Here is a 24,981-nt window from a genome sequence, read left to right as displayed (position 1 = left end):
GATCGAGGTGGCGCGCACCCACCCGATGGCCCGGGCGGGCCGGATCGAGCTGCGCCCGTTCGCCGACCTGGCCGACCAGCCGGGTGACTGACCCGTCGGGGGGGGCGGCCGGGGGGGGCGGGGGGGGGGGGGGGGGGGCGCCCCCCCGGCCCCCCCCCCCCGGCCGGATCACCGTACGTGGTTGCACTCCGGCAGGCTGTCCAGGTTGTTCGGCGAGGTGGCGTCGGCCACCGTGCGCAGGTACGGCCGGCCCACCCGCGGGCGGACCACCCGGATGGCGGTCCGCGCGGTGCCCGGCTCCTGCACGAAGAACGCGAACCGCCCGCTGCCGATCAGCTCGATCGCCTCCGGCACCGGGATCAGGAAGTGGCTCCCGTCGCCGTTCTGCCCGCCCAATCCGACCGTGGTCCCGTTCACCGTCCGCACGCAGCTCACCCGCACCGGCACCGCCGCGTCGTAGTACTCGGTGTCGGCGACCAGCGCCACCTGCAACCAGCCCTCGCTGGTCACCGACGGCTCGTTCGGCAGCAACGCGTCCGGCGTGGTCGGCACCACCGAGTCGCTGGTCCACTCCCCCGGCGCGGCGCGCCGGTGCCAGTGCCACGAGCCGCGCACGTCCTGCGGCAGCGGCAGCCGGGTGGTCTCCAGGTCCCGCAGCACCGGGCCGTAGCGCAGCGCCGGCGACAGCCGGGACAGCGCCGGCGCGGTCCACTCCCGCAGCAGCCCCACCGACTTCTGCGGCACCAGCCCGGCGGTGACGTGCACGTCCGAACCCGGCACCATCAGCAGGGTCAGCGGCACCGGCACCCCGGGGTTCACCGTGAAGATCCCGGAGGTGTCCACGTACGGCGAGGTGATCGGGTCGGCGCCCGGCAGCGCGGCCGTCCCGCTCTCGTCGGGCAGCCCCGGGGCGAGCAGCGCCACCGCCGGGTCCACGATGTGCAGCCGGTCCATGTCGTCGCCGACGCAGTACGCCAGCAGCCCGTCCTGCGACCGCGACAGCGTGCCCAACCGCACCGGCACGCCGGTCCGCGCGTTCTCCGGAGGCTGCCGGGGGTCCTCCACCTCCACCTTCAGGTACGCCCGCACCACCGCGACCGGCCGGCCGAGTAGCAGCGCCAGGTGCTCGTCGCCGGCCCGGCCGGTGACGTCCACCGTCCACCGGGTGGTGTCCAGCACCCGCAGCAGCGACTCCAGCGCGCTCTGCGCCCCGCCGGCCGGGTGGCCGCCCGCGCGGGCGGTGGCCAGCGCGTTGTCGGCGGCCAGCATACGGTCGGCGAACCGGGCGAGCAGCGGGTTCGGCAGGAACCGGCTGGGCGGCGCGCCCAGCGTCGCCGGCCGGCCCGGGTCCTCCTCCCAGGCGGTCACCGTCTCCGGGTCCGGCCGCAGCCGCCCGTAGCCGCTGCCCTTGTCGTCGAAGAACTCCAGCGTCCGGTCAACCAGCGACGGCACCAGGTAGCCGCAGACCGGGCTGATCCCGGCGTCGGCGTCGCGGGTCGCGCCGGTGGCGTCGGCGAAGCGCAGCAGCACCCGGGCCGGGGCGGTGAACCGGGGGCGCAGCGCGGCCAGGTCCGGGTGCCCGGGCACGGCCAGCGTCGCCCCGTGCGTCACCGGCGCCGGCGCGGCCACCTCCGGGCCGAGCACCGCCAGGAACCGGCCGAAGCCGTCCACCAGCCGGGCCCGGTCCACCCGCAGGTAGCCGGCCCGCAGGGGAACGAAGTCCGGCGCCCGCGGCGGCTGCGGCGGCTGTGCCGTGTCGGTGGCGTTCGGGGCGTCCACCACCAGGCCGGTGGCGTCGCGGCGCAACTGCTCGGCGATACCCACCAGCTCGCCGGAGAGCAGGTCCCGCTCGGCGTCCTCGGCGTCGATCGTGCCGTCCAGCAGCGCGGTCGCCGACGCCGACAGCATCACCCGGCCGCGCAGCGTACGGCCGGTCTCGGCGGGCGGCTCGGTCACCGTGGCGGGCAGGTCGAAGTCCACCTCGCCCAGCGGCCAGTCGTGCGCCCCGCGCGGGGACGGCAGGTAGGTGCCCGACCACTCCAGCAGCAACGGATTCCACGGCCGGCTCGGCGGGGTCACCCCCACCGGGCTGGGCAGCTGACCCTCCACCACGGTGCCCGGCGGCGCGGTCGTCGGATCGCCCACGCCCGGGTCGAAGGTCGCCCACCAGGCGGCCCGGGCGGCGGCCACCGGGGACGGCTGGGTGTCGGTGGACCGGGCCAGGTCCGGGGCGGAGCCCGGGTCGATGCTGGCCAGCTCGACGAGCAGGTCGGTGGCGACCGCCGGCACGCCGTACTGCGGCAGCAGCCCGGCGAGCGGGGTGGCCGGCAGCACCGCCGCGCCCCGGCCGGCGTCGCCGCCGGCCACCCCGAACCCGCGTACCGTCTGCCCGTCCACCCGGCACAGCAGGGTGCCCAGGGTGGAGTAGCGGCCGTCCGCGCCGTGCTTCGGGCTGCGCCCGCCGCCGGTCACCACCAGCGTCGGCTCCAGCGCGTGCCAGACCCGCGGCCGGGTCCGCTCCACCTGCACGAACGACCCGTCACCGGCGGCACCGCCGGAGCCGATCGCCGGCTGCCAGATGTACTCGTTGCCGGCCGCCGCCGGGGCCGAGCCGAACCGGCTCTGGTGCAGCGTGGCGTCCAGCCGGGCGGGACCGTCGGCGCCGGTCACGTCGGCCAGCGCGCCCTGCAGCAGCGCCTCGACCATCCGGGCCGCCTCGGTCGGGTCGTCCGGCTCGGCGGCGACCGCCGCGAGTGCCTCGGCCAGGGTCTCGCCCAGGGCCAGCGCCACCTGGTCCGCCGCCGGGCGGTAGTCGGTCTCCCGGCCGAGCAGCCCGCCGTCGCCCGGCCAGTTCGGCGTCGGCCAGCCGATGGAGACCGCCGCCGCGTGGTAGACCGACCGGTCCGGCACCGGCTGGTCGGCGTCACCGTCGCCGTCCACGTCGAGCGGCGGGTGGATCTGCCAGCCGAGATCCTCCATCCGCTCGGCGTGCGCCGTCTCCCCGGTCACGTGCAGCGGGTCCCGGGCCAGGTCGGTGTACCAACCCACCACCAGGTAGGCCACCGGCCCGGTGACCCCGGTCAGCTCGTCGTGCAGCGCGAACCGGTGGGTCACGTTGTCGTAGTAGCCGGCCCAGCCGAGATCCCCGTGGCCAAGCGCGGTCAGCGGGGAACGCGGCGCGGCGCCGGGGGCGGGCAGGGTCGGGCCGGTCAGCGCGCGGTCCACCCGCACCGGCTCGATCGCGCCCGCGTACGGCAGCAGCCACGCCTCCACCGCCCGGGGGCCGGGCGTCGCCGCGCCGGAGAGCCGCACCACCAGCCACCGGTCCGGCACCGGCGGGAAGGTGGTGGCGCCGGTGTCGTCGGCGACGCCCCGGGTCAACCCGTCGGGGAGGCCCCAGTGCAGGTGCGCGCCCGCCGGCCGGGCGGTGGACCGGGCGCTGAACGGCTCGGGCAGCAGGTCCTGCCGCACCCGGCCGTTGGCGGGCGGGGTGGGCCGGGTCAGCGCGGTGTCCGCCCAGTCGGACGCGGCACCGGGCTCCCGGACGACCAGCACGTCGAGCGCGACCGGGACGAGGAGAGTTGGCACGGAAGGGCTCCCTTGTTCGGGGCGGGCCGGTGTCGGGCCCGGCGGTGGGATCGGCGGGGCCGCGGGATCAGGACGGTGGGGTGGAGGAGCCGAACCGCTGCCGGGACGGCGCCTGCAGCAGGGACAGCGCCAGCGCGGCGCCGCCGCGCGGCTGGGGCAGGCCGTGGGCCCGGTCCAGGGCGGCGGCCAGACCCTTGACGTCCACCACGCCGGGCACCGGGCCGGACCGCATCGGCACCGCGACGCTGCCCAGGTCGGGTCCCGCGCCGGTGCGGATCGGCGCCCGCCAGCCCGTCCCGTCGGCCTCCAGGCCGAACTGCACGCTCTGCGGCGGCTCCTCCAGCCACACCAGGCGGGGGGCGCCGCGGAACAACGCCACCAGCACCGACGGCGACAGCCGCTCCAGCCGCAGCGGCTCCACCACCAGGTCGGGTCGGGTGCGGGCGAGCTCGTCCGGGTCCACCCCCGGTCGTACGACTGCCGGGTCGTCGGTGGTCCAGGCCCGCACCTCCATGCCGGGCCAACCGCTGACCAGCGCGGAGCGGAGCAGGAACCCGGTGACCGGGACCTCCCCGGCCGCCGCGGTGAGCTCCCCGGCGGCCCGGGCCTCGGCGAGCAGGTCGGCGGCGACCGGGATCGACATGCGGGTGCGCTGCACCTCCCGGACCAGCGGCAACTGCTCGGTGACCGCGGCGGTGACCTGCGGCAGCACCGTCCGGGTCCCGGCGCGTTCCCGGCTGCCGTCGCCGCCGACGGCGAGCGCCCCCGCCCGCAGCCGCTCCAGCCAGCCGGCGTCCAGCCGGAAGAACCGGATGGACTCCGGGGGCAGCAGCCGGGCGTCGGGCACCAGGTAGCGGAACGGCAGGTCGTGCAGCAGGCTCCAGCGGGCGAGCAGGTGCTCGACGTACGGCGGCAGCGGCGGCACGCCGGCGGTCGCCGCCGCGGTCGGCTCGGCGACCGTGGCCACCGTCCGCGCCGCGGGCTGCTCGGCGAGCAGGGCGCGCACCCCCGGGGCGGGCTGCCCGGCGGGGGCGGTCAGCGGGCCGACCAGCGTGCCGAGCCGCTCGGCGAGCAGCCGCCCGCCGGTGGACAGGTGGGTGGTCACGAGTCTTCTCCTTCCGGGCGCAGCTGGCGCGGGATGACGCTGTCGCCACCCGGGTGCGCCTGCCACAGGTCGGCGCGGCCGGTACGGGACAGCAGCCGCCGCGCGAACGTCGCGCCGAGGTCGGCGAGCGGGTCGGCGGACGCCGGGGCGGCGCGCAGGTCCGCCCCGGCCAGGTGGTCGGCCTCGCCGGCGGGTGCCACGGCTGCGGTGCGGCGCAGCCCGGGGCCGGCGGCGGTGTAGGCGCGGGCGCTGTCCGCGCGGAGGCTCGCCGCGCTGTCGCTGCGGGCGGCGTCATCGGCGGCGCGGTGCCAGGCCACCACCTCGCGGATGAACCGCCCGTCGGCGGCGGCGAGCAGTCGGCCCAGCTCGAACGCGGCGTCGCCGGTCACGTCGTCCGGCCCGGCGGGCAGCGGGTCGGGGGCCGCGCCGAGCAGCGGCGGGCGGTAGCCCACGGTGGTCGGGGTGCCGTCACGGCGGGTGCCGGCCAGCGTGAGCGCCCCGTCCGCGTCCACCAGCGGCGGCTGCCCGGCCGGCGGGGCGCCGAACGCGCCGAGGTCGAGGTGCGCCGCGACGTGTTCGAAGGTGCCGCCCGCGGAGCTGGTCACGAACGGCCAGGACGCCAGCACGATCAGCGTGGGCACGCTGGTCAGGGTGGTCGTCCAGACGTCGTCGCGGGCCTCCAGCGAGACCAGGCAGGCGGTGTACCTGATGGGCGCGGCTCCGCCCAGCGGCAGCCGGTTGGCGGTGACCACGGCGAACCAGCCGTCGTCGTCGCTGCCGGCCAGTGCGGTGTCGGCGACGTTGACCTGGCGGACGTGGGTGAGCAGCCGGACGTCGTCGCGGCTGGGCAGCAGCGCCCGGAAGGTGGCCAGGTCCTTGGCGCGCAGCCCGACGACGGCCCGGTTGGGGTCGACCGGCTCGATGGCGTTGAGCCGGTTGAACGCCGTCTCACCGATGGTCGTCCGCAGCGTGCCGGTGACTAGGGTCGCCTCGTCCGGCCGGACGACCAGCAACGCCAGCCAGGGCGTGCCGTCGGTGAACCGCCGCTCCCACGGCAGGGCCCGCCGGCCCAGGACGACGTGCGGCAACCGGTCGCCGAAGGCGCCCACCGCGTCCCGGGGCGGATGGTGCCCGGTGACCTCGGTGGCGTCGAGGGTCAGCCGCGGCGCACCGACCTGCACGTGGGTGAAATGCTCGGGCGGCGGGCCGGCCTCGGTGCCCTTGCCGGTCACCTCCAGCTTGCTGACGAACCGGTAGATGCCGGCGGTGAGCGTCGGCGTCACCGTGTCGTGCAGCCGGATCGAACCCGGCGCCACTGGCGTCTCCGTCATCACGCCTCCGTTTCCTCGTCGAAGGCGACGAACGCCGCCGCTGGTGCCGGAGCCGCCGGCTCGGTGAGCGCGGCCGCCGGGGCGACCGCGGTACGCGCCGCCGACCGGGCGGCGGCACCCGGCCGCGCGGGCACCGTCGCCGGCCTGCCGACCCGCCTCAGTTCCCGCCGGGCGGCGGTCAGGCGGGTGTCGACGGCGTAGTCCGGGGTGCCGATCACCCCGGAGACCCGCCAGCCCTTCCCCGCGACGACCCGCACCGAGATCGTGTCGACGTCCCGTTCGGCGTCGACGGTGAGCAGGATGCGGTGCGGCTGGTCGGCGTCCGGGGCGTCCTCGCGGCTGCTCACCCGCACCCCGTCCAGGTCGATCCGGACGTCGTCGAGGCGGGCGTCGGCGGACACCGGCTCCAGCGACACCACCACCGCGCGGGTGGTGGCGGGCAGGTTGGTGACCAGCCCGTCGACGGCCGCGGCGAGCAGCGCCGCGGGCACCGGGACGTGCTCGCCGGCCTGCCGGTAGCGCACCGGCGGGTACCACGGGTGCGGCAGCAGCACGGTGGCGCCCGGTGCGACCAGCACGCCCTCGGTCACCGGGACCAGCGGCGTGTCGGCGGCCCAGCCGGCGGCGACGCCGGCCGCCGGGGTCACCACCACCCGGGCGGCGTCGGCCGACACCCGGGCGCCCGGCCGGGCCGGACCGTCGCTGAGCGGCGCGCCGGTGCCGGTGAAGGTGACCAGCCGCAGCGGCGCCGCACCCTCGTCGAGGCGCAGCCGCAGCCCGCCGGCGTGCGTGGTGTCCCAGACCTGGGTGCCGCCCACCGGCAGCGCGGTCCCGGCGTCCCGGTCGGGTCGGGCGGCCCGGCCGGCGGCCCGGGCCGCTCCCCGGTGCTGGTCGGCCGAGACGGTCGCCCGCAGCCGCGGTCCGGTCGGCGCGGCCGCGGCGCGCGGGGCCACGACGCCGGCGGACTCGGCGGCGGTGGTGTCGGCGGCGGTGGTGTCGGCGGTGCGCCGCAGCCGCAGCACCGACGGCGCCGGCGCCACCGCGCCGGGCACCGACAGCGGCAGGTGCCGCTGCTGCTCCTCCTCGATCATCGTGGCCAGGGCCACGTCCGGCAGCACGCCGGTCGCCTCGGAGACGGTGATCGGGGCGGCGAGGTCCACCGAGGACAGCGCGCGCACCATGGTGGACGTCGCGTTCTGCCCGCCGGCGAGGGCGGCGTCCCACAGCGCGGCCGGGAAGCCGGTGCTGCCCGTGCCCGTCCGCAACCGCTGGACCTGCGCGGTGGACACCGGGATCCAGGTGCTGCCGCTGCGCTGCTCGAGCGTGACGACCATGACCGCGCGGGTCTTGGCCATGTGCGAGCCGGCCGGGACCACGTCGACCTGCCGGCCGCCGGTGAGGTCGTCGGCGCGGCCGCTGCCGGCCAGCCGCCAGCCGTACAGCGGCATCAGCGACTCGACCCGGACCGCGAACTCCGGCGCCACCGTCCACGGGCGCTCCGCGGTGCCGTCCGGGCGGCTGCCCACCACCGGCGGCAGCGTGCCCGCGGTGACCGTGCCGCTGGTCGCCGGCCGGTTCGCGTCGCCGCCGCCGAGGTACTTGACCCGGACCTCCTTCCAGGTCAGGTACGGCGGCGCCTGCGCCTTGCCGAACCGGACGGTGACGGAGGCGATGGCCAGGTCGACGGTGACCGTGCCGTGCAGCGGCGGGCCCTGGATGCGCACCTTGGCGCCGAGCGAGACGCTGACGTTGATCCGGGCGCAGGCGAAGAAGCACACCTTGATGGTGAAGCGGGCGCCGACGCTGACGCTGGCGGTGATGTCGTACATCAGCGGGTCCCAGCGCAGGAACACGTCGAGCGCGGCGATGAACCAGACCCGCACCGGTGAGCGGTCGTACGAGGCCTCCAGGCGACCGCCGAGCATCACCGTCGACGGGGTGAGGGTGAAGTACGCCTGGCCCTTGACCACCACGCCGCCGCCGACCGACCAGTGGAAGCCCACCCGGGGCACGTCCGGGTAGTGCGCGGGCTTGGTGAACCGGGGGTGGTAGCCGCCGATGGAGAGCAGCACCTCCGGCCGGTCGAACCAGACCACGAAGGCGAACCCGCCGGTGACCTGGCAGTCGCGGCTGAGCAGCCACGAGTTGCGGGTGAGCGCCGCCCGCACGGAGAGCACCTTGTCCACCGTGCTGTACCGGGCGGCCAGCGCGAGTTCGAGGTTCACCACCGCCGACTGCGAGTCGGGCAGCGCCATCCGCATCAGGCCGAGCAGGCCGACCTCCAGCCCCCGGTCGGCGGAGACGTAGGCCAGGGCCGTGGTGTGCAGCAGCTGGAAGGTGGAGAACTTCACCCCGGCGGCGAGCCAGAACGCGCCCCGGGCCGGCGGGATGTCCTTCGACATCCGGGCCAGCGCCCCCATCGGGCCGCCGGAGCCGCCGAACCCGCCGTCGTCGATCGCCTTCACCAGCGGGAACGCCGGCACGCCCTGCGGGTCGCGGGGCACCATCAGCCGGCGGTTGTACCCGGCGCCACCGGCCAGGCCGAGGACGTACAGGTACGGCGGGCCGCCGAGCGGGAACCCGGCCGACAGGAACACGAAGAGCGAGGTGTACTCGCCGAGGTCGTCGCGGGGCCGGGCGTACGAGCCCACCGCGGTCAGGCCGCGGCCGGCCAGGTCGACCGAGAGCATGCCGTCGTACTGCACGCCGTTGGCGCCGGTGACCTTGACCAGCCCGCCGGCGACCGACACCCCGGGCGAGGTGAACGACACCGACAGGCCGGCCAGGTCCACCTCCCAGGCGCTCAGGTCGGCCGGGTTGCGCAGTGGCACCAGCAGCGACAGGTCGTCGACGTCGACGGTGAGCCCGGCGACCGCCACGCCGCCGTCGACGGCCACCCCGACCTTGCCCGGCCCGGACGTGGCCGCCTTGTACAGCAGCGCCAGCTCGGCGATGTGCAGCGGACCGAAGCTGCGGTTGATCTCGAACCGGGCCTCGGCCTTCCCGCCGAAGAGCACCAGCCACTTGCCGCCGCCCCGGGCCACCAGCACGTCCAGCGGCGGGTTGGCCGGGGCCGCGTCGCCGCCCCCGCCGGTCTGCAGCAGCGAGGCCGCGACCGGGTTGCCGCCGCCCCCGCCGGGGGCCATCGGGAAGCCCAGCCCGTCGAGCATGACCGCGCCGTCCACCACGGTCGGCCGCTTGAGCGCCGTCGAGCCGGTCAGCGCCAGGTCGGCGCGGACGTGGGCACTGGCCGCGCCGAGGCGGAAGCCGCCGGTCTCCACCAGCGCCTTGCCGGACGTGGCCGCGGCCACCCGGATGCCCAGCCCGCCCAGCCGCAGCACCGGACGCAGCCGCGGCGCGGCGGAGTCGGTGAGGTCCAGCAGCAACACCCCGACGCCCCGGCCGGCCGGGCCCCACCCGGCGTCGACGGTGTCGGGCAGGCCGAAGCGCAGCTGCACGGCGGTGGTGCCGACGGGCAGGGTCAGCGCGCCCTTCAGCACGACGCCGTAGCGGGGGCCGTCGGCGGCCACGGCGAGGGCCAGCCCACCCGGCACCGGCACGTCGACCCCGGCGACCGCGTCGAGCGCCCCGCGCAGCACCCCGACCGGGGTGGGCAGGACGGGCGCCATCCGCATCCCGTCCGGGGTGTCGACGGCGACGTCCGCGGCGACGAGGATCTGCGCGGCGGTGCGCCCGCCGGACCACAGCGGCTTGCGCAGCCACGGCTCGGCGGCACGCAGCGCCAGGGTGCCGGCCATCGGCACCACCAGCCGCTGGGCGAGCTGCGCCAGCTCCGCCGGGCCGGGCAGCCGCACCACCGGCGCGAGCTGGACGGTCAGTTCCCCCGTGCCGGTGTCGTCGGTGCCGAGCAGTCCGAGCCGTACCGCCAGCCCCTGGGCGCTGGCCTGGATCGCCAGGCCGGCGCGCAGGGCGACCCCGAGGCCGGTGTCGACGTGCGCGCGGGCGGTCAGCGACGCGGTGACCGTGGAGTTGGCGTAGCCGACGTCGATGCCGGCGGTGATCGCGCCGGCGGTGACGCCGCGTACGGACAGCGCGAGCGCCGGCCGGGGCGTGGCGAGGTTGGTGCGCAGCTCGACGGTGCCGGCGAGCACGCTGGCGACCACCACCACCTCCCCCGGCGTGGTCGAAGCCGGCACGTGGGCGGGGCCCAGGAGCCGGCGGAGCAGCACGGCGGCCGCGGACGCGGCGGCGGTGCCGACCCCGGCGAGTGACCCGTCGGCCAGGTCCCCGGCCAGGTCGGCGAGGGCGTTACCGCGTGCGGCGAAGCCGTGCGGGGCCTGCGTCGGGTCGTAGACCCCGAGCGCCTCGGCGATGGCGAGCGCGTCGTCGAGGACGGCCGGTCGCGGCTGGCGGGCCCGCAGTCCCTCGACGAGTCCGTCGAGCACCTCCGGCAGCAGCCGTTGCCCGGCCGCGGTGACCAGCGCGTCCAGTCCCGTGACGGTCGGCAACAGGGTGACCGTGGTGCCCAGCGCGGCCGGCGTGACGGCCACGGACAGGCCGCCGGCGTCGGCGCCCAGCCGCAGGTCGAGCGCGCCCCAGTCGCCGGGCAGCGGCAGGTGCAGGGTCAGCTCGCCACCCGGCCGGACCTGCCGGGCGCCGTCGACGTCCAGCCGCAGCGCCAGGTCCAGGGTGGCCGGGCCGGCGTCGTCGGCCCACAGCACGATCGGCGCGTCGGTACCGACCAGCAGCCGCAGCACCCGGGCGTCGGCGGTGCCCACGTCGAGCAGGTCGACGGTGACGCCACCGGGCAGGGTGAGGGCGTGCGCCGGGTCGGCGGCCAGGCCCAGCGGGGCCGCGGCCAGGCGCAGCAGGTCGGCCAGTGGCGCGGCCCGCGGCGGTGCGCCGGGCGTGCCGGCGAAGGTGCGTCGCAGCCAGCCGGCCGGGTCGGTGAGCAGCCCGTCGAGGGACGCCACCCGGACGTCGTCGCCGGTGAGCTGTTCGAGCAGGACGCCGAGCGCGCCGCCGACGAGCAGCCGGGGCAGTAGCGGGGCGAGCCGGGCGGGCAGGTCCGGGGCGGCCGGCCGGAGCGTGACCGGCTCGGGCAGCCAGGACGCGGCCAGCGACACCCCGTCGGCGGTCCGGGCCAGGGTGACCCCGCCGACCGCGAGCGCGGCCCGCACCTGCGGCCGGGGATCGGCCAGCGGGACGGTGGTGGCGCCGGTCAGCGTCACCCCGTGGCCGAGCCGCAGGCCGGTGCCGGTGGTGCGGGCGGTGAGGCGCCACGGCTGGGCCTCCAGCACCAGCTCAACCGGCAGCCCGGTGAGCCGGCGGCGCCACGGGCCGCCGCCGGCGGCGGCGCCGGTGTCGCGGGCCAGGCCGAGCAGCCCGGCGGTCCGGTCGACCAGCGCCGGCAGTCGCGGCGCCAGCCACCCGGTGGCGTCGGTACGCAGCGCGCCGATCGCGTCGGCGAGCACCGCCGCCGGCCGCCCCGGGGCGGCGCGGTGCAGCACGCCGAGGGCGGCGAGGTCGTTCAGCAGCCGGGCCAGCCGGCCGTCGGCGGCGGCGGTCCGGTCGAGTTCCCGCACCAGGGCGTCGAGCAGTTCCGGCGCCCGCGGGTCGGTCAGGTCGACCGCGGCGGCCGCCTCGCCGCGCAGCGCGGCGTCGTGCAGCACCACGTCGACGTCGGTGACCGGGGCGGCGACGCCGGCCCGCACCGTCGCGCGGACGGTGAGGGCCCGCACCCGGGCGGCCAGCGGGCTGCCCGTGCCGGGTCCGCCGAGCAGCCACCCGTCGGGGCGGGCGACCCGGATGCGGACCTGCGCGGACGGGAGCTCGTCCGGGGCCGCCGGGTCCAGCGCCACCGCGCCGAGCCCGAGGCGGACGTCCACGTCGACCTCGGGATCCCCGGCCGCCGGGCGGCCCAGGTCGAGCGCGAGCCGCACCGCGGCGACCGCGTGGCTGGGCGCCGCGACCGGCCCGGCCTCCTCGACGGTGTGCGTGGTGAGCGCGGCCAGCAGCGCCGCCCGCAGGTCGGGATTGCCGTCGGCGGCGTCGAGGCTGCCGTGCAGCGCGAGCGCCGGCACGCCGGCCAGGTCGACCGGCGCGCCGAGCCAGCGGGTGAACGCGGCAGCGGGCAGCGGGGCGGGGTGGGCCTGCGCGCCGGGCTCGGCGGCGTACCCGTCGAGCAGCCGGCGTTGCAGGCCCAGCGCCGCGTCGAGCAGCGGCGCGGCCGGCAGGCCGGCGGGGGCCAGCACGCCGGCCAGCCGCACCCCGTCGGCCACCTGCGGCGCGTCCAGCGGCAGCAGCGTGCCGTCGAACGCGGTGCCGACGGTGACCAGCCCGAGCACCTGCGCGGGGACCGCCGCGGCGAACTGCCGGGCGACCAGGCCGAGGTACGAGTGCCCGACGAGCACCGTGCGCACCCCGGGGCGGACCGTCCGTACCGCGTCCTGCACGTGCCGCAGCGCGGCGAGCGCGGTGGCGGCGGGCAGGGTGCCGTCGTCGGCGAGGTCCACCACGTACCAGCGGGCGGCCGGCAGCGTGCCCAGGTCGACCAGGTTCGGCGGGGTGCCCGGCACTCGCAGGTCCACCGTGGCGACCTGTTCGGGCGGGACGTCGTCGAGCAGCGCGGCCCACGGCCGCGAGCCGGCCAGCGGAGGCGCGAGCAGCAGCACCGCCCAGTCGTCGCCGGCGGTCGCGGTGCGGGCGGTGATCTCCGCGCGGAGCTGGCTCACCGCCGCCGGGGCGCCGGTGAGGGTGTCGTGGGTGGCGGCGACCGGGGTGCCGGCGCGCCAGCCGGGTTCGGGCGGCAGCGGGGTGCCGGCGGGCACCAGCCCGTCGCCGTCGGCGAGCACCCCGGCCAGCGCGCCGAGCGCCGCCGCGGCGTGGGCGGGGTCCACGCCGTCGAGCACGTCACCGATCTCGGGCAGGTACGCCCCGACGACCTCGGCCGCGGCGAGCACGTCGGCGCCGGTGACCGGGACCGGTTCGGGGTCGGTGTCGTCGGCGGCGGCGTACCGGTCGGCCAGCGGCGCGATCACCCACTGCGCGGGCGGGCCCTGCGGTTCCAGCCAGGCGAGCACCTCGACCGCGTCCTCGCCGGTGTGGTGCACCGGCACCCGCCACGGCGCCGACGGGGTGCCGCCCCCGGTCACCGGCAGGTCGACCTGCGGCAGGTCCTGCCCGGGCCGGGCGGGCAACCGGTCGGTCAGCGCGGCCTGCAGCAGCCGCAGCAGCACGACCAGGTACGGCGTCCCGTCGGCGGTGCGGGCGTCCTCGTCGCGGGCCAGGTCGGCCAGCCACCGGCGGACCGCGGCGGCGGGATCGGCCAGCAGCGACGACAGGTCGGCCGGGTCGGGGGGCAGCAGCGGTGGCAGGCCGGCCAGCGGGCCGGTGGTGCCCGGCCCGGCGATGCCGACCAGCGCCAGCAGGTCGCGGGCGGTGGGGCCGGCCCAGGACTCGGCGACCCGGGCGAGCAGGCCGCGGGCGGCGCCCCACAGCGCGGTCGGGTCGACGCCGAGACCCAGGTCGGGCAGGGTCGCATCGATCGGGCCGGCCGGCGGCAGGGTGAGGTCGCCCAGCACGTGGGCCACCCCGTCGACGGTGACGGCGAGGTCGCCGACGGTCGCGGCCACCCGCACCGGCGACCCGAGCGACCACGTGACGTCGACCCGGATCCCGTCGGTGGAGACCCGCACCGGCGCGCCGACGGCCAGGGCCGGCGGCTCGAAGGCGGCGGTGGCGGTGACCCCGCCGAGCCAGGCCGGGCCGGTCGCCCCGTCGAGCGGGATGCTGGCCAGCGCGGCGCGCAGGTCCACCCGCCACGGCAGGGTGGCGTCGAGGTGGGCGCCGCCGCGCAGGGCCAGACCCAGCTCGACGACGGGCGCGGCGGCGGTGCCGGAGTCCCACAGGACCAGCTCCAGGGCCACCGGTGCGCCTTCGGGGGCGGCGAGGGCGGCCACCGGAACCCGCCACGGGTCGGCCGGCGTGCCGGCGCCGGCCACCACCGCGTCGGCGGTGCCGGCGAGCCGGGCCACCTCGCGCAGCACGCCGGGCCAGCCGTCGGGGTCCTGGCGCAACTGCCGGTAGTAGGCGGCCAGCGCGCGGGTCGGCGCGGTGGTCAGCAGCCCGAGGTCCACGCCGGGGGTGGTGCCCAGCCCGAGCAGGTGCCGCAGCGCGGCCACCGGGCCGGCGGCCGGGCCGAGCCCGGTCTCGATCGCCTCCTCCAGCAGCGACTGCGCGGCCGAGGTCAGCGACCGGGCGTCGGTCAGGTCGACCAGGTCCAGGTGGTGCGGGTCGTCGCCGATCGCGACGCTGACGTCGCGCAGCTCCAGCACCGGCGTGATCGCGCCGGTGGCCGCCCGGTAGCGCAGCCCGGCGCGCAGCCCGCCGACCTGGACGGCGCCGGCCGGCTCGCCGGCCGCCGGGTAGAGCCGTCCGCCGTTGGCGGGCGCGGTGACCAGCAGGTCGAGGCGTTCGAAGAGGGTGACCGGCGTCGACCCGCTCAGCGGCACCACCAGCAGCACGGCGTCGCCGCGGACGACCGCGCCGAGCGCGCCGCCGGGGTAGCTGACCCGGGCACCGAGCACCAGGGCGGCCGCGCCGGTGGCCGGGTCGGTGCGGACGGCCACCGTGAGGTCCACCGACGGCGGGCCGACGAGCACCGGGACCACCAGCGGGTCGGCCTCGGTGGGCAGGTCGGTGCGCTTGGACGGATCGGCGCCGAGCAGGCCGGCGATCGAGTCCAGCCAGCCGACCAGGCCGGGCGCGCCGTCCGGGGTACGGGCGGTGACCAGCGCGGCCAGCCAGGACCGGAAGGCGGCGGGGTCGGTGGCGAGGTCGCCCAGCGGCAGCGGCACCAGGCCCGGGGTGAGCCCCAGCAGGCCGGGCAGGTTCGCCGCGACCAGGTGCACCGGCGCGGGTACGCCGTCGCCGACCTCGGCCAGCACGTACCGCAGCAGCGCGGTGACCAGCAGGGCGAGCTGCGAGCTGTCGGCGGCCGGGTCCAGCACCAGCGGCTCGGTGGTGCCGGGCAGACCGCGCACGGCGACGGTGACCCGGCTGAACCCTTCGTCCGGCGGGGCGACCAGCAGGACGGCGGCCTCGACACTGGCTCCGGTGTCGCCGAGCGGCGCCCGGGCGCGCAGCCGGATCGGGTGGTTCCGGCTGGCGGTGACCGCGTTCACCGTACCGCCGGCGGCCACCAGCAGGTCCAGCCGCGCGGTGACGGCGGGGCCGCCGGCGACCGGCCCGGCCTCGGCCGCGATCGCCAGGGTCAGCGGGGCGGACGCGGCCACCCCGGTGCGTTCGACGACCAGGTAGACCTGCCCCTTGCCGCCCTCCTCCAGCAGCGGCACGTGCCGGGCGACCCGGCCGGGCTGGCTGGCCGGGTCGGTCGGGAACCGCGGGCGGGCGGCGGGCAGCAGGCCCTCGACGGCGCGGACCAGCGCGGCGCGCTGCACGTCGTTGGCGACCAGCTTGCCGACCCGGGTCCACGGGTCGGCGAAGAACTCCTCGACCAGCCGGACGCCACCGCCGGCCGGGGCCAGCAGGCCCAGTGCGATGCCGAGGTCCTCGACCTCGGCCGGAATACCGTCAACGTTGATCATGGCCCCACCCACCCCGCGAAGCTCCCGGGCTCGGGATCGAGCCCGACCCAGTTGTTGGTCTTGTCGAACTGGTCGTGCAGGCGCAGGATGCGCAGGTCCCGCTCGTCCTTGCCGTTGAGGTTCCGCTCGTTCAGGTAGTTGATCTGGAACAGCCGCAGCCATGGCGCGCGCAACGGGCCGGAGGCGCCCTCGTCGAAGGGGCGCAGCTCGGTCCGTACCGGCTCGGCCATCCGGGCGATCGCCTGCTCGGTACGGGCGATCGCCCGGTCGATCGCCGTGGTCACCGCGCTCGGCGCGTTGATGTGCTGGTCGATCACCAGCGCCGCGGCCAACTCGGAGGTGACGAAGTCCCGGATCCGGTACTGCCGGCCCCGGACGAGCAGCTTCGCCTTGCCCAGCGGCTGCCGGGCCAGCCGCTCGAACCGCCACACCGCCGTCCACACCTGCACCAGGTCGTACGGCACCGAGCACAACGCGGCGAGCCGGACCCGGCCGCACCACTCGGGCGCGATGGTGAACACCCTGCCCTGCGCCGTGGCCCCGAAGAAGTCGTGCCGGGGCAGGACCGCGTCGGGCTCCTCGGGCGGCTCGGGCAGGCGGCGGCGACCACCGCCGGGCGGGATCTCGAACACCGTCGCGTACCGCGGCGCGTAGTCCTTGCCCTGGTGCGGCGTCCCGTCCGCGGCGAACGCCTCCGGGTTGGCGGCCCGCACCTGCGCCGGGTCGGCGACCTCGGCCCGGGCCTCTTTGCCGTCGGCTCCCCGCCACCACGGCTCGACGTCGAGTCCGTACATGCCGAAGAAGAGGTCGTAGTGGTCGGGCGCGGCCCGTTTGAACCGGGCCAGCAGCACCGGAAGCTCCGGGTTGGCGTGCGCCGACCACTGCTGGATGCCGGTGGAGAGGGTGGCCTTGTCGGCGCCCCGGGATCCGTCGAGCCGGCCCTCGTTCGGGGCGATCAGCTCGACGATCCGCAGCCGGGCCCGCTCGTGCGGCGCGTCCAGACCGATCGTGGCGGCCTGCGCCCGGATGAACGCGGCCGGGTCCAACCGCCCCGCGTAGGCCGGGCCGGTCCACACCGTCTTGTTCTCCTGGACGTGGCTGTCGGTGACGCCGACGCAGAGGTCCCGGCCGAGCACCATGGTGTGCCGGCCGCCGGGGTTCTCGGTGGGCTCCTTCCAGGGCGACCGCAGGCCCTGCGGGGCCGGCTTCTTCCCCTTCACCGGCGGCGCCGGCGGGACCGGGGGCAGCTCGTCGGGGACCACGGTCGGGCCGATCACGTCCGGCGGCTGCCACGCTCCCGAGCCGGTGCGGGTCAGCCCGAGCGCGGGTCCGAGGGCGTCCCGGGCGTCCTCGGCGTCACCGTCGTCGGCGGGGCCGACCAGCGCCCACAGTCGACGCAGCAGCGCGTGCCCGGCGGTCACGCCGGCCAGCGTCGCCAGCTCCCCGGCGGTCAGCCGGCCGACCAGGGTGGCAGCCAGCACGACGGCGTCGTCCGGGTCGGCGGCGCGGACCTGGCGGAGGATCTCGACGACCCGGAACACCGCCTCGAACGGGTTGCCGACCAGGTCCCGCTCGACCGCGTCGGCCACCTCGTCGAGGTCCCGGCCGGCCAGCCCGGCGGCCACCTCGCGGGTCAGCGCGGCCGGGTCGGGCAGCGGCAGGTGCTGGGCGGGCTGGTCCAGTGAGATGCCGGCGCCGGTCGGGAGGCCGTCGGCCCAGCCGGCGACGGTGTCCCAGTCGGTCACCCACTGCGCGCCGTCCGCCGCGATCTCCACCGGCACCGGCAGCCACAGTCCGGTACGCCAGGCCGCCGGACCGCCGAGCGCGGCCAGGTAGTCCCGGTTCCACGCCCACAGCGCGCGGGCCAGCCGCATCTCGTCGTACGGGGTGGCGTCCGGCGCGCCGGCCGGCTTGACGGTCCTCCGCAGCCAGTACGCGATGCCGCGCAGCGTCGCGCCCGGGCCCAGGAAGAGCGAGAGCGTGGGCCGCTGCGCCGGCGTGCGGCGGCCGCCGACGGTGTTCAGTAGCGTGCCGGCCACCGTGGTCGGGGTGCCGGCGGCCGAACCGGCGGGCACCCGCAGCAGCACGTTGTAGGTCATCGGTGGCGTGGCGCCGGGGTGGTCGGTGACCAGTCCGGCGCTGGCCACCGCCTCCGCGACCGCGGTCACCACTCGTCCACCCGGCGGCCGTCCTCGGCCCGGCGTTCACGCGAATCCATTGTCCCCCCTCGGTTTCCCGCCCTCCCCGACAGGTTCGCCGCGGGAGTTGCGGGGAGGCTACGGACGATCGACCGCGAATCTCTGTCGCGCTTCGGACGCTACGGCCCGTGCCGGCGGAGGAACGGACCGAAGCGGCACCGGCGCTCCACCGTTGGGCCGCGCCGGCCGGCCGACTGGTTGACCGGGTCAACCAGTCACAGTGGACAAGTGTTGACTGTTCGATCAATCGAACGCCGGATCGGATGGAGGAAACGCCAGCGGCGGGCCATCGATCGGCGATCGGCGCCGGCCGGTCGGGCAGTCCTGCTGCGGAAAGGCGACTCATCCCTTGCCGGTGCGCCACCGCCGTCCCGAAGGTGTGCCCACGACGCCAGTCACCCGACGGCGGTCCGCCCTGCCCGGGCCCGACCGGGCCCGACGGGCCCCGCGGGTCGGCCGGTGACGACCGGAAGGGGGGACCACTGATGGAGACCGCCAGCATCGACGTCGAGTACCTGGTGGCCACGCTGGAGGAGGACGACGACCCGGAGGCCCTGATCGGCGACGACGTCGACGTCGACCTCCTGGCCGCGCTGGAAGAGGAGGAGTGACGATGGGCGTGCACCTGGCCCCGACGCTCCGGGTACTGCGGGAGGAGATCAACACCCGCTGGCCGCACCGGGACAAGGCCTCCGACGGGTGGATCGGCGACGCGGCGCACCAGGCCCGCAAGTCCGACCACAACCCGGACGGCGACGACCGCTCGGTCAACGCGGCCGACTTCGACATCGACGGGATCGACCCGCTGCTGGTGGTCCGGCAGTGCATCGCGCACCCGTCCACCCAGTACGTCATCTTCGACCGGACCATCTGGAGCCGCACCCGCGGGTTCCGGGCGGCCCGCTACACCGGGTCCAACCCGCACACCAAGCACCTGCACGTCAGCGTGAGCCACGCCCGCGCCCTGGAGGACAGCCTCCGGCCGTGGGGCATCGCCACCGCCCGCGCCGCCAAGCTGGGCGACCGGACACTGAAGGCCGGCTGCAAGGGCAGCGACGTGCGGGAGCTGCAGACCCTCGCCAACCGCCTCGGCGCCGGGCTGGCCGCCGACGGGGTGTTCGGCCCGAAGACCGCGACCTGGGTCCGGTCCTTCCAGAAGTCGCGCAAGCTGGCCGTCGACGCGGTGGTCGGGCCGAAGACCCTCGCCGCGCTGCGCGCCGCCACCAAACCGCCGGCACCCAGGCCGGGACCCACCCGGGCGCCCGGCTCGCGCACCATTCGCGCCGGCAGCACCGGGGAGGACGTGGCGTACGTCAAGCGGTTCATCGGCACCCGGCACTGCGGCCCGCCGGGCGACCGGTTCGACACCAGGACCGAGTCGGGGGTCCGCTGGTACCAACGGATGCGGGGGCTCACCGACGACGGCATCGTCGGCCGGCTCACCTGGGCCGAGATGGGCGTCCGGGTCACCTATTGAACCAACGCGGCGGGTGACCGGCGACCCGGTCACCCGCCCATGCCAACCCGGCCGGCACACCGACGACCGCCGGGTGCACACCGAACGATCGGACAGGTCCGGCCGCGGCGTCGCCGCGCCGGCGGGGCGGGGAGCTGATGACCCAGACCGTGAGCGAACCGGGCGTGCGGGAAGCCGTCCTCGACAGCGTGGGCACGCGACGACCCGAGCAGGTGGCGGTCAGCCAGCGCGCGGACAGCCGGGTGCCGCACCACCTGCTCCGCACCGAGCTGTACGCGGCGGTGGACGAGCTGGTGCCGTACGCGCTGGAGCTGCGGCCGGTGCGCGGGCGGCTGTACGCCTGGGCGAACCCGCCCGCGGACGCGCCGGCGCCGTCGGCCGCCACGCTGGCCCGGCGGGTACGCGGCGTCGAACTGGCCTGGGTGATGGTGGTGACCCTCGGGCCGACCCTGCGGCAGCTCGCGGACCTGAACCGGCCCGACCGCTACCTGCCCCCGTTCGCGCCCGAGCTGGGCGGGCTGCTGACCCAGGCCCGGCGGGCGTACTGCGCGGCAATCGCGGCGGCGCTCGACGCGGCGCCGGCGTACCGGATCGAGGCCCAGCAGAACGAGGGCGACCGGCTCGTGAACGCCTTCTCGACCCGGATGCCGCTGCTCTACCTGCATGACAGCAAGGGCCTGGAGAGCACCATCCGGCAGCTGGCCGACCAGGTCGCCGACCTGGTCGCGCTGCGCGCCGAACGGGAATCCGACGCGCTGCCGGAGCGCGCCGCGGACGCCGAGACCGGCGTCGGCATGACCGACCCGGGCCAGGACTGGTTCCTGCGGCGGCGGCTGCTGACCGAGCTGCAGAGCGTGCGCGACTACCCGTTCCACGACTACATGCAGCCGTACCTGCGGTTCAGCCAGCGGCTGAGCGCGATCAGCCTGGCGGTGCAGATCCTGGTCGTCCGCGAGCAGCTGTCCTGGCTCGCCGACCAGCCGCTGCTGCCCAGCGACGCCGCCGACCGGGCGGACGGTTACGTGGTCGAGCTCGCCGCGGCGCTCACCCACGTCGAGCAGAGCATCCTCCTGCACAAGCAGGGCAGGTACGTCGAGGCGGCGGACGCGGAGCGGCTGGCCCGCGCCGTACTGGCCACCGTCACCGGGCGGCCGCAGTACCGGGAGGACTTCAAGGAGCTCACCGACACCGTCGAGCTGCACCGCACGGCCAAGGCGGTCGCCACCGCCGTGGCGATCGGCGTCGCCACCGCCATCACCGCCGGCGCGGTCGGTGCCGCCGCCGGTGTGGCGCTGGCCGCCGTCGTCGACACCACCACCGTCTTCGGCTCCCTCGTCGTCTCGGCCGGCGTGGTCACCACCCGGCTGATGTGGGAGACGCTCGTCGCGCGCAACGGGTCGGAGCTGCTGCTCGGGCCGCAGTCCATCACCGGATCGTCGTTCCAGGAGGATCTCGCCTGGCAGGCGTTGCAGACCGCGGTCGTCCGGGTGGTGCTCTTCGGCTCCGGCGACATCTTCAAGGCCATCGCCCGCTCCGGCGACCGGGCCGAGCAGGCCGCCCGGCTGGCCGTCGAGCAGATCACCACGTACGGCTTCGGCGAGGTGCAGCACCTGGTCAAGACCGGTGAGCTGCGCGGCCTGCGGGACAGCGTGGTGGCCGCGGTGACGCAGGCCGCCACCACCGGCACGATCATGGTCGGCGGTCTGCTCGCGACCAGGTTCATCGACCGGCTCGGCGACGCCCGCGGCGGGCTCAGCGCGGACGGCGAGCGGCGGCTGCAGGAGTTGGAGGCCGAACGCGCCCAGGTCGCCGCGGACTTCGCGGCCGTACGGGACGGCACCGCCACCCCGGAGCAGTTCCGGGCCTGGGCCGGTCGGGCCGCCGACGCCTGGAACGGGCTGGTCAAGCTCGTCGACGAGATGGCCGCGGGGCCGGAACGCGACGCCGCCCAGCTCCGGCTCGCCGCGGCCAAGGGCGAGATCGAGCTACGGCTGGCCGAGGCGGGCATCAGCGCCACGCTGACCTGGCCGGACGCCGTACCCACCTTCGAGGGCCTGCTGCCCGGCCTGGTGGCCTACAGCGAGGACGGCCGGGCGGTGCTCGACACCGCCTACCCGCCCGCCACCCGGAAGCCCACCGACACCCCGGACGCCGTGCTGGTCCAGGGCACCGGCGGCCGGCGGCTGCTCCTGCTGCCCGAGGGGGACCTGCCGGCGCGACCGGCACCCCCGGAGCGGCTGGCCCACGTGCCCGAGCTGGGTCGGCGTCCCGGGCCGCCGCCCGAGCCGGTGGTGTTGCCCGGCGCCGCCACCGTCGGACTGGAGCTGCTGCAGGCCGCCTACAGCCCGGACAAGGCGGCGGGCATGCTCGCCCAGGCGGGCAAGGGTCGGGAGGCCTTCCTGAGCCTGCTCGCGCACCCGGACCTGGGCAGCGTCGGAAAGATCCAGTCCCGGACCCCGGCGCTGCACGGCCTGGCGTCACATCCGGCGTCGATCGCGTTCGGCCGGCGGTGGGGCCCCCGGCTGGTGCTGCGGCTGCGCGGCCTGGGCACCGTCGGAGTCGACGACGTGCTGCTGCGGGCCGAGGCGTTGCTGGAGCAGACGCCGGAGGCGGAGCGCCCGGCACTGATCGAGCGGCTGATCGACCGGAAGGGCGACAAGCTGCGCCGGGAGTTGGCGCTGATCCCGCCGCTGCGGCGGCCCCGCCGCATCGTCACACCGGGCAACCTCGGCATCGACCGCAGCCATCCCAGCTGGCACGCGCTCGCCGTGGAGATCGCCCGGCACCACCCCAACCTGACGGCGGAGCAGCTCGCCGTGATGACCGACTGCCGGCAGATCATCGAGGTCGCCGAGTCCGGCGCGTTCGACCGGTACGCGCCGTCGACCCGGCTCGGCGTCATCGACGCGTTCGAGCGCCTGATGGTCAACGGCCAGATCCGCATCCCGGAGCTGACCGCCGTGGCGAACCGGATGCGGGGCCGGCTCGCCGAGCACGTCTTCCTGGGTCCGCTGCCGATCCAGCAGCAGACCATGTGGTTCCAGGGCGTACGGACCACCGTCTGGCTGACCGGGCGGTCCAACCTCGACGGCCACTGGATGACCGGCGACGTCCCGGGCTTCCTGGAGCTGAAGTCCGACGACATCCACGTGCAGACCGCCAGCCAGCAGCGGGCCACCGCCCAGCTGTACCTGCAGCACGCGCTGGGCGACTTCGAGAACATACCGGCGAACGCGCACTACCACCTGTGGTTCATCCGGGACCCGGGGCTGGAGGCGCGGCAGCGGATGTCGGAGATCCTGTTGCCGGCCGGCGGGAAGATCACCGGGGTGCACTTCGGGCCGCAGCCGCCGGCACCGGTGCCGCAGCGGTGACCGTCGGCCGCCGCCGCGACGAGCGCCGGCCGCCGCGCTGACCGCCGGGCGCCGCCGCGCTGACCGCCGGGCGCCGCCGCGCTGGGCGTCGGCCGCCGCGCTGGGCGTCGGGTGCCGCGCTGGGCGTCGGGTGCCGCGCTGGGCGCCGGGCGCCGCCACGGTGAGTGGCGGGCGGCTCGTCACCGCCGCGCCGGCCCTCCTCCGGCGGCGGCGTGGTGAGCGGGCCGCCCGGTCAGCGCCGGGCGGACCGGGCCGCCGGTCGACGCGGCGTCACCGCCTCGCCCGGCCGGACGAGCCACCCCGACGGTCGCCGCCGAGGGCTTCGGCCTCCGCGCCCGGTCCGCCCCGTCGGTACCCAACCACCGTTCTGCCCGGTCGGCGCGGCGTCACCGGTCCGGTCGACGCGGCGTCACCGGTCCGCCGCGCTGAGGCGGGCCACCCGCGCGGCCAGCTTCTTCGGGGCGAGCCGGCAGTAGCTCTCGGTGAGCAGCTCGCCCACCTCGTCCCAGTCGACGCCGTCGTCGAGGACCATGCCCAGCACGTCGGCGCCCCAGTCGGGCTTGTAGAAGGGGAAGCCGCCGGCGACCAGGGCGTGCACCTCGTCGACCGGCGCCCGGAACGTGAGCACGCACGTCGGCTGGTCGGTGGCGAAGGCCCGCGCGTAGGCCATCTGGTGGTCGGGGTCGACGGTTAGCACATGGGCGAAGGTCCGCTTGCGGATCCGCCACCGGATGCCCACCCAGGCCGGTTCCTCGTAGGTCTCCGGCAGGCGCCGACAGATCGGCCGGAGCTGGTCGAGAAACTCGGGCGGTACGTCGGCGGGAGCACTCACGTAGGCACGCTAACCCGACCCCCCGACACTCTCCGGCCGCCCCGCACCAACCAGGCCCGATGGCTCCGCCCGGCGAGACGCCGCCGGCCGGCACCCGCACGGGATGCCGGCCGGCGATAGGCGCGTGGTCGCGGGGCCGTCATCGTGGTCTCGGCCCGCTCGTGGCTGCCCCGCCCGTCCGACCGGCGTTCGTAGACGACAAGGGCAGCGGCTACGGGCGGCCACGGCCGGACCCGGAGGCGGTCACCGCCTGGGAGGAGGGCCCGGGCTGCCGGCGATGCTGGGCGAGCCGCCCAGGCCCCGACAGCTCGCCCTGTCCGGTGCGGACCGCGTTTGGTCGGCTCGGACGTGTCGTCTGGGGTGGGCATGGTAGCCCGTGAGGGTGATGCCTCTGAGTCATCAATATGCCGCAGAGGTATCAGCGGATGCGGCGCGGTCTCCGCGCCTGGCAGGGCCAGACGTCCCGCACGCTCGTTCTCTAGGGGGACCTGCCCGGCCGTGGGGCCCGACGGCGGCTCGGTGCGGGATGGGCTGATCGGCGAGCGCGAACTGAGGGTTCACCCCCTTCGTGGACCCGGGCGCGCGTCGGGTCATCCAGACATTCCGCGCATGGGGGTGCCGGGGTGTGTGAGGCGCTGCGCTGTTTCGCCGATGTGGCGGTGTCGCCCCGGAGGGCCTGCGCCGTTTCGCCGATGTGGCGGTGTCAGCCCGGGCGGGATGGCCCCGTATCGGCGGTATGGAGTCGATCATCCGGCGGCTGCGGCACGGCGGCATGGGCCGCCGTGCCCGTGTGGGGTGTTTTGTCGGGTTCGTGGGTGTGACCGGTGGCATCCGGGTGGCGGAATCGGGCCCGGGTCGGGGGCGTTATACCTTGCGGACGATCGAGCAAGGGGTTCCGGCGCTGGCATGGCCGGCGAGAGGGTCCCGGGCCTGGCGGAATGATGGCGGGCGGCCGGTCGTTGCATCCCCCCTGACGATCGCAGGACCGGTCCCGCCGGCACCCGCCGGTTGAGGATCGTGGCCCCGGAATGACGGCGGCCCGGTGGTCGTTGCATCCCCCCGAACGATCGCGGCAGCCCTTGCCCCGGCACACGCCGGTGAGGGTTGAGGGGCCCCGGAATGATGGTGGCCTGGTGGTCGTTACACACAGTCCGGCACCGCGAAGGACACGTCTCGCGGCTCTGGCCGGGCATCCCGGTACCAGGGCATCCCCCGCCCCGCGCGTGCCGGATCCCCCGAAGTCTTTCTGAGCGCCCTGGTGGTGCTTGCGCCCCTGTGCCCGTCCCCCCGTTTGGGCTGGTGGCGTTGACCCCCGAAGGAGCTTTTGTGATGAACACGATCATGCGTAAGAGCGTTCTGGGTATTGCTGGTCTGGCGTTCGCCGGTGGCGTCGTCGCCGGCCCCGCCACCGCCCACGCTGCTCCGGTTGAGGCGGTCAAGCCGGTCGCCGTGACCGTGCAGGCCGACAAGCCGGACAAGGCGAAGCTGATCCCGCATGGTGTGCAGG

General features: G+C 76.7%; 9 protein-coding genes. 3 read left to right on the top strand and 6 right to left on the bottom strand.

Going from position 1 to position 24,981, the window contains the following annotated elements; translation table 11 throughout:
* Positions 1 to 168: 168 nt before the first annotated feature.
* The 5 genes from SM577_RS31580 to SM577_RS31560 all read right to left on the bottom strand — a co-directional run bounded on the left by SM577_RS31580 (position 169) and on the right by SM577_RS31560 (position 17,761).
* Positions 169 to 3,588, bottom strand: a complete 3,420-nt coding sequence (locus SM577_RS31580) for a DUF3892 domain-containing protein (RefSeq protein ID WP_302922068.1) — start codon at positions 3,586 to 3,588, stop codon at positions 169 to 171.
* 67 nt (positions 3,589 to 3,655) lie between these two features.
* Complete coding sequence (locus SM577_RS31575; protein ID WP_474588697.1) at positions 3,656 to 4,693, bottom strand: serine/threonine-protein kinase; 1,038 nt, start codon at positions 4,691 to 4,693, stop codon at positions 3,656 to 3,658.
* Positions 4,690 to 6,024, bottom strand: coding sequence for a hypothetical protein (locus SM577_RS31570; protein WP_474588696.1), 1,335 nt, complete (start codon positions 6,022 to 6,024; stop codon positions 4,690 to 4,692). The genes SM577_RS31575 and SM577_RS31570 overlap by 4 nt, the downstream gene beginning before the upstream one ends.
* Positions 6,024 to 15,593: a DUF6603 domain-containing protein gene (locus SM577_RS31565; protein WP_474588695.1), complete on the bottom strand. Its 9,570-nt coding sequence runs from the start codon at positions 15,591 to 15,593 to the stop codon at positions 6,024 to 6,026. The genes SM577_RS31570 and SM577_RS31565 overlap by 1 nt, the downstream gene beginning before the upstream one ends.
* Positions 15,590 to 17,761: a hypothetical protein gene (locus tag SM577_RS31560; RefSeq protein WP_474588694.1), complete on the bottom strand. Its 2,172-nt coding sequence runs from the start codon at positions 17,759 to 17,761 to the stop codon at positions 15,590 to 15,592. The genes SM577_RS31565 and SM577_RS31560 overlap by 4 nt, the downstream gene beginning before the upstream one ends.
* 515 nt (positions 17,762 to 18,276) lie before the next feature.
* On the opposite strand from SM577_RS31560, the gene SM577_RS31555 reads away from it, so the two are divergent.
* The 3 genes from SM577_RS31555 to SM577_RS31545 all read left to right on the top strand — a co-directional run bounded on the left by SM577_RS31555 (position 18,277) and on the right by SM577_RS31545 (position 22,642).
* On the top strand, positions 18,277 to 18,402 hold the full coding sequence (locus SM577_RS31555; RefSeq protein ID WP_302922073.1) for a hypothetical protein: 126 nt from the start codon (positions 18,277 to 18,279) through the stop codon (positions 18,400 to 18,402).
* Positions 18,403 to 18,404: 2 nt separating this feature from the next.
* Positions 18,405 to 19,268: a peptidoglycan-binding domain-containing protein gene (locus SM577_RS31550; protein ID WP_474588693.1), complete on the top strand. Its 864-nt coding sequence runs from the start codon at positions 18,405 to 18,407 to the stop codon at positions 19,266 to 19,268.
* Between the two features lie 137 nt (positions 19,269 to 19,405).
* The gene (locus SM577_RS31545; RefSeq protein ID WP_474588692.1) at positions 19,406 to 22,642 is read left to right on the top strand and encodes a hypothetical protein; all 3,237 of its coding nucleotides are present in this window, start codon (positions 19,406 to 19,408) and stop codon (positions 22,640 to 22,642) included.
* A gap of 409 nt (positions 22,643 to 23,051) precedes the next feature.
* On the opposite strand, the gene SM577_RS31540 is transcribed toward SM577_RS31545, so the two are convergent.
* Positions 23,052 to 23,474: an MmcQ/YjbR family DNA-binding protein gene (locus SM577_RS31540; RefSeq protein WP_474588691.1), complete on the bottom strand. Its 423-nt coding sequence runs from the start codon at positions 23,472 to 23,474 to the stop codon at positions 23,052 to 23,054.
* Between the last annotated feature and the right edge of the window lie 1,507 nt (positions 23,475 to 24,981).

This window comes from Micromonospora desertarenae (assembly GCF_056150265.1).
This window is presented reverse-complemented; position numbering and strand designations above follow the sequence as displayed.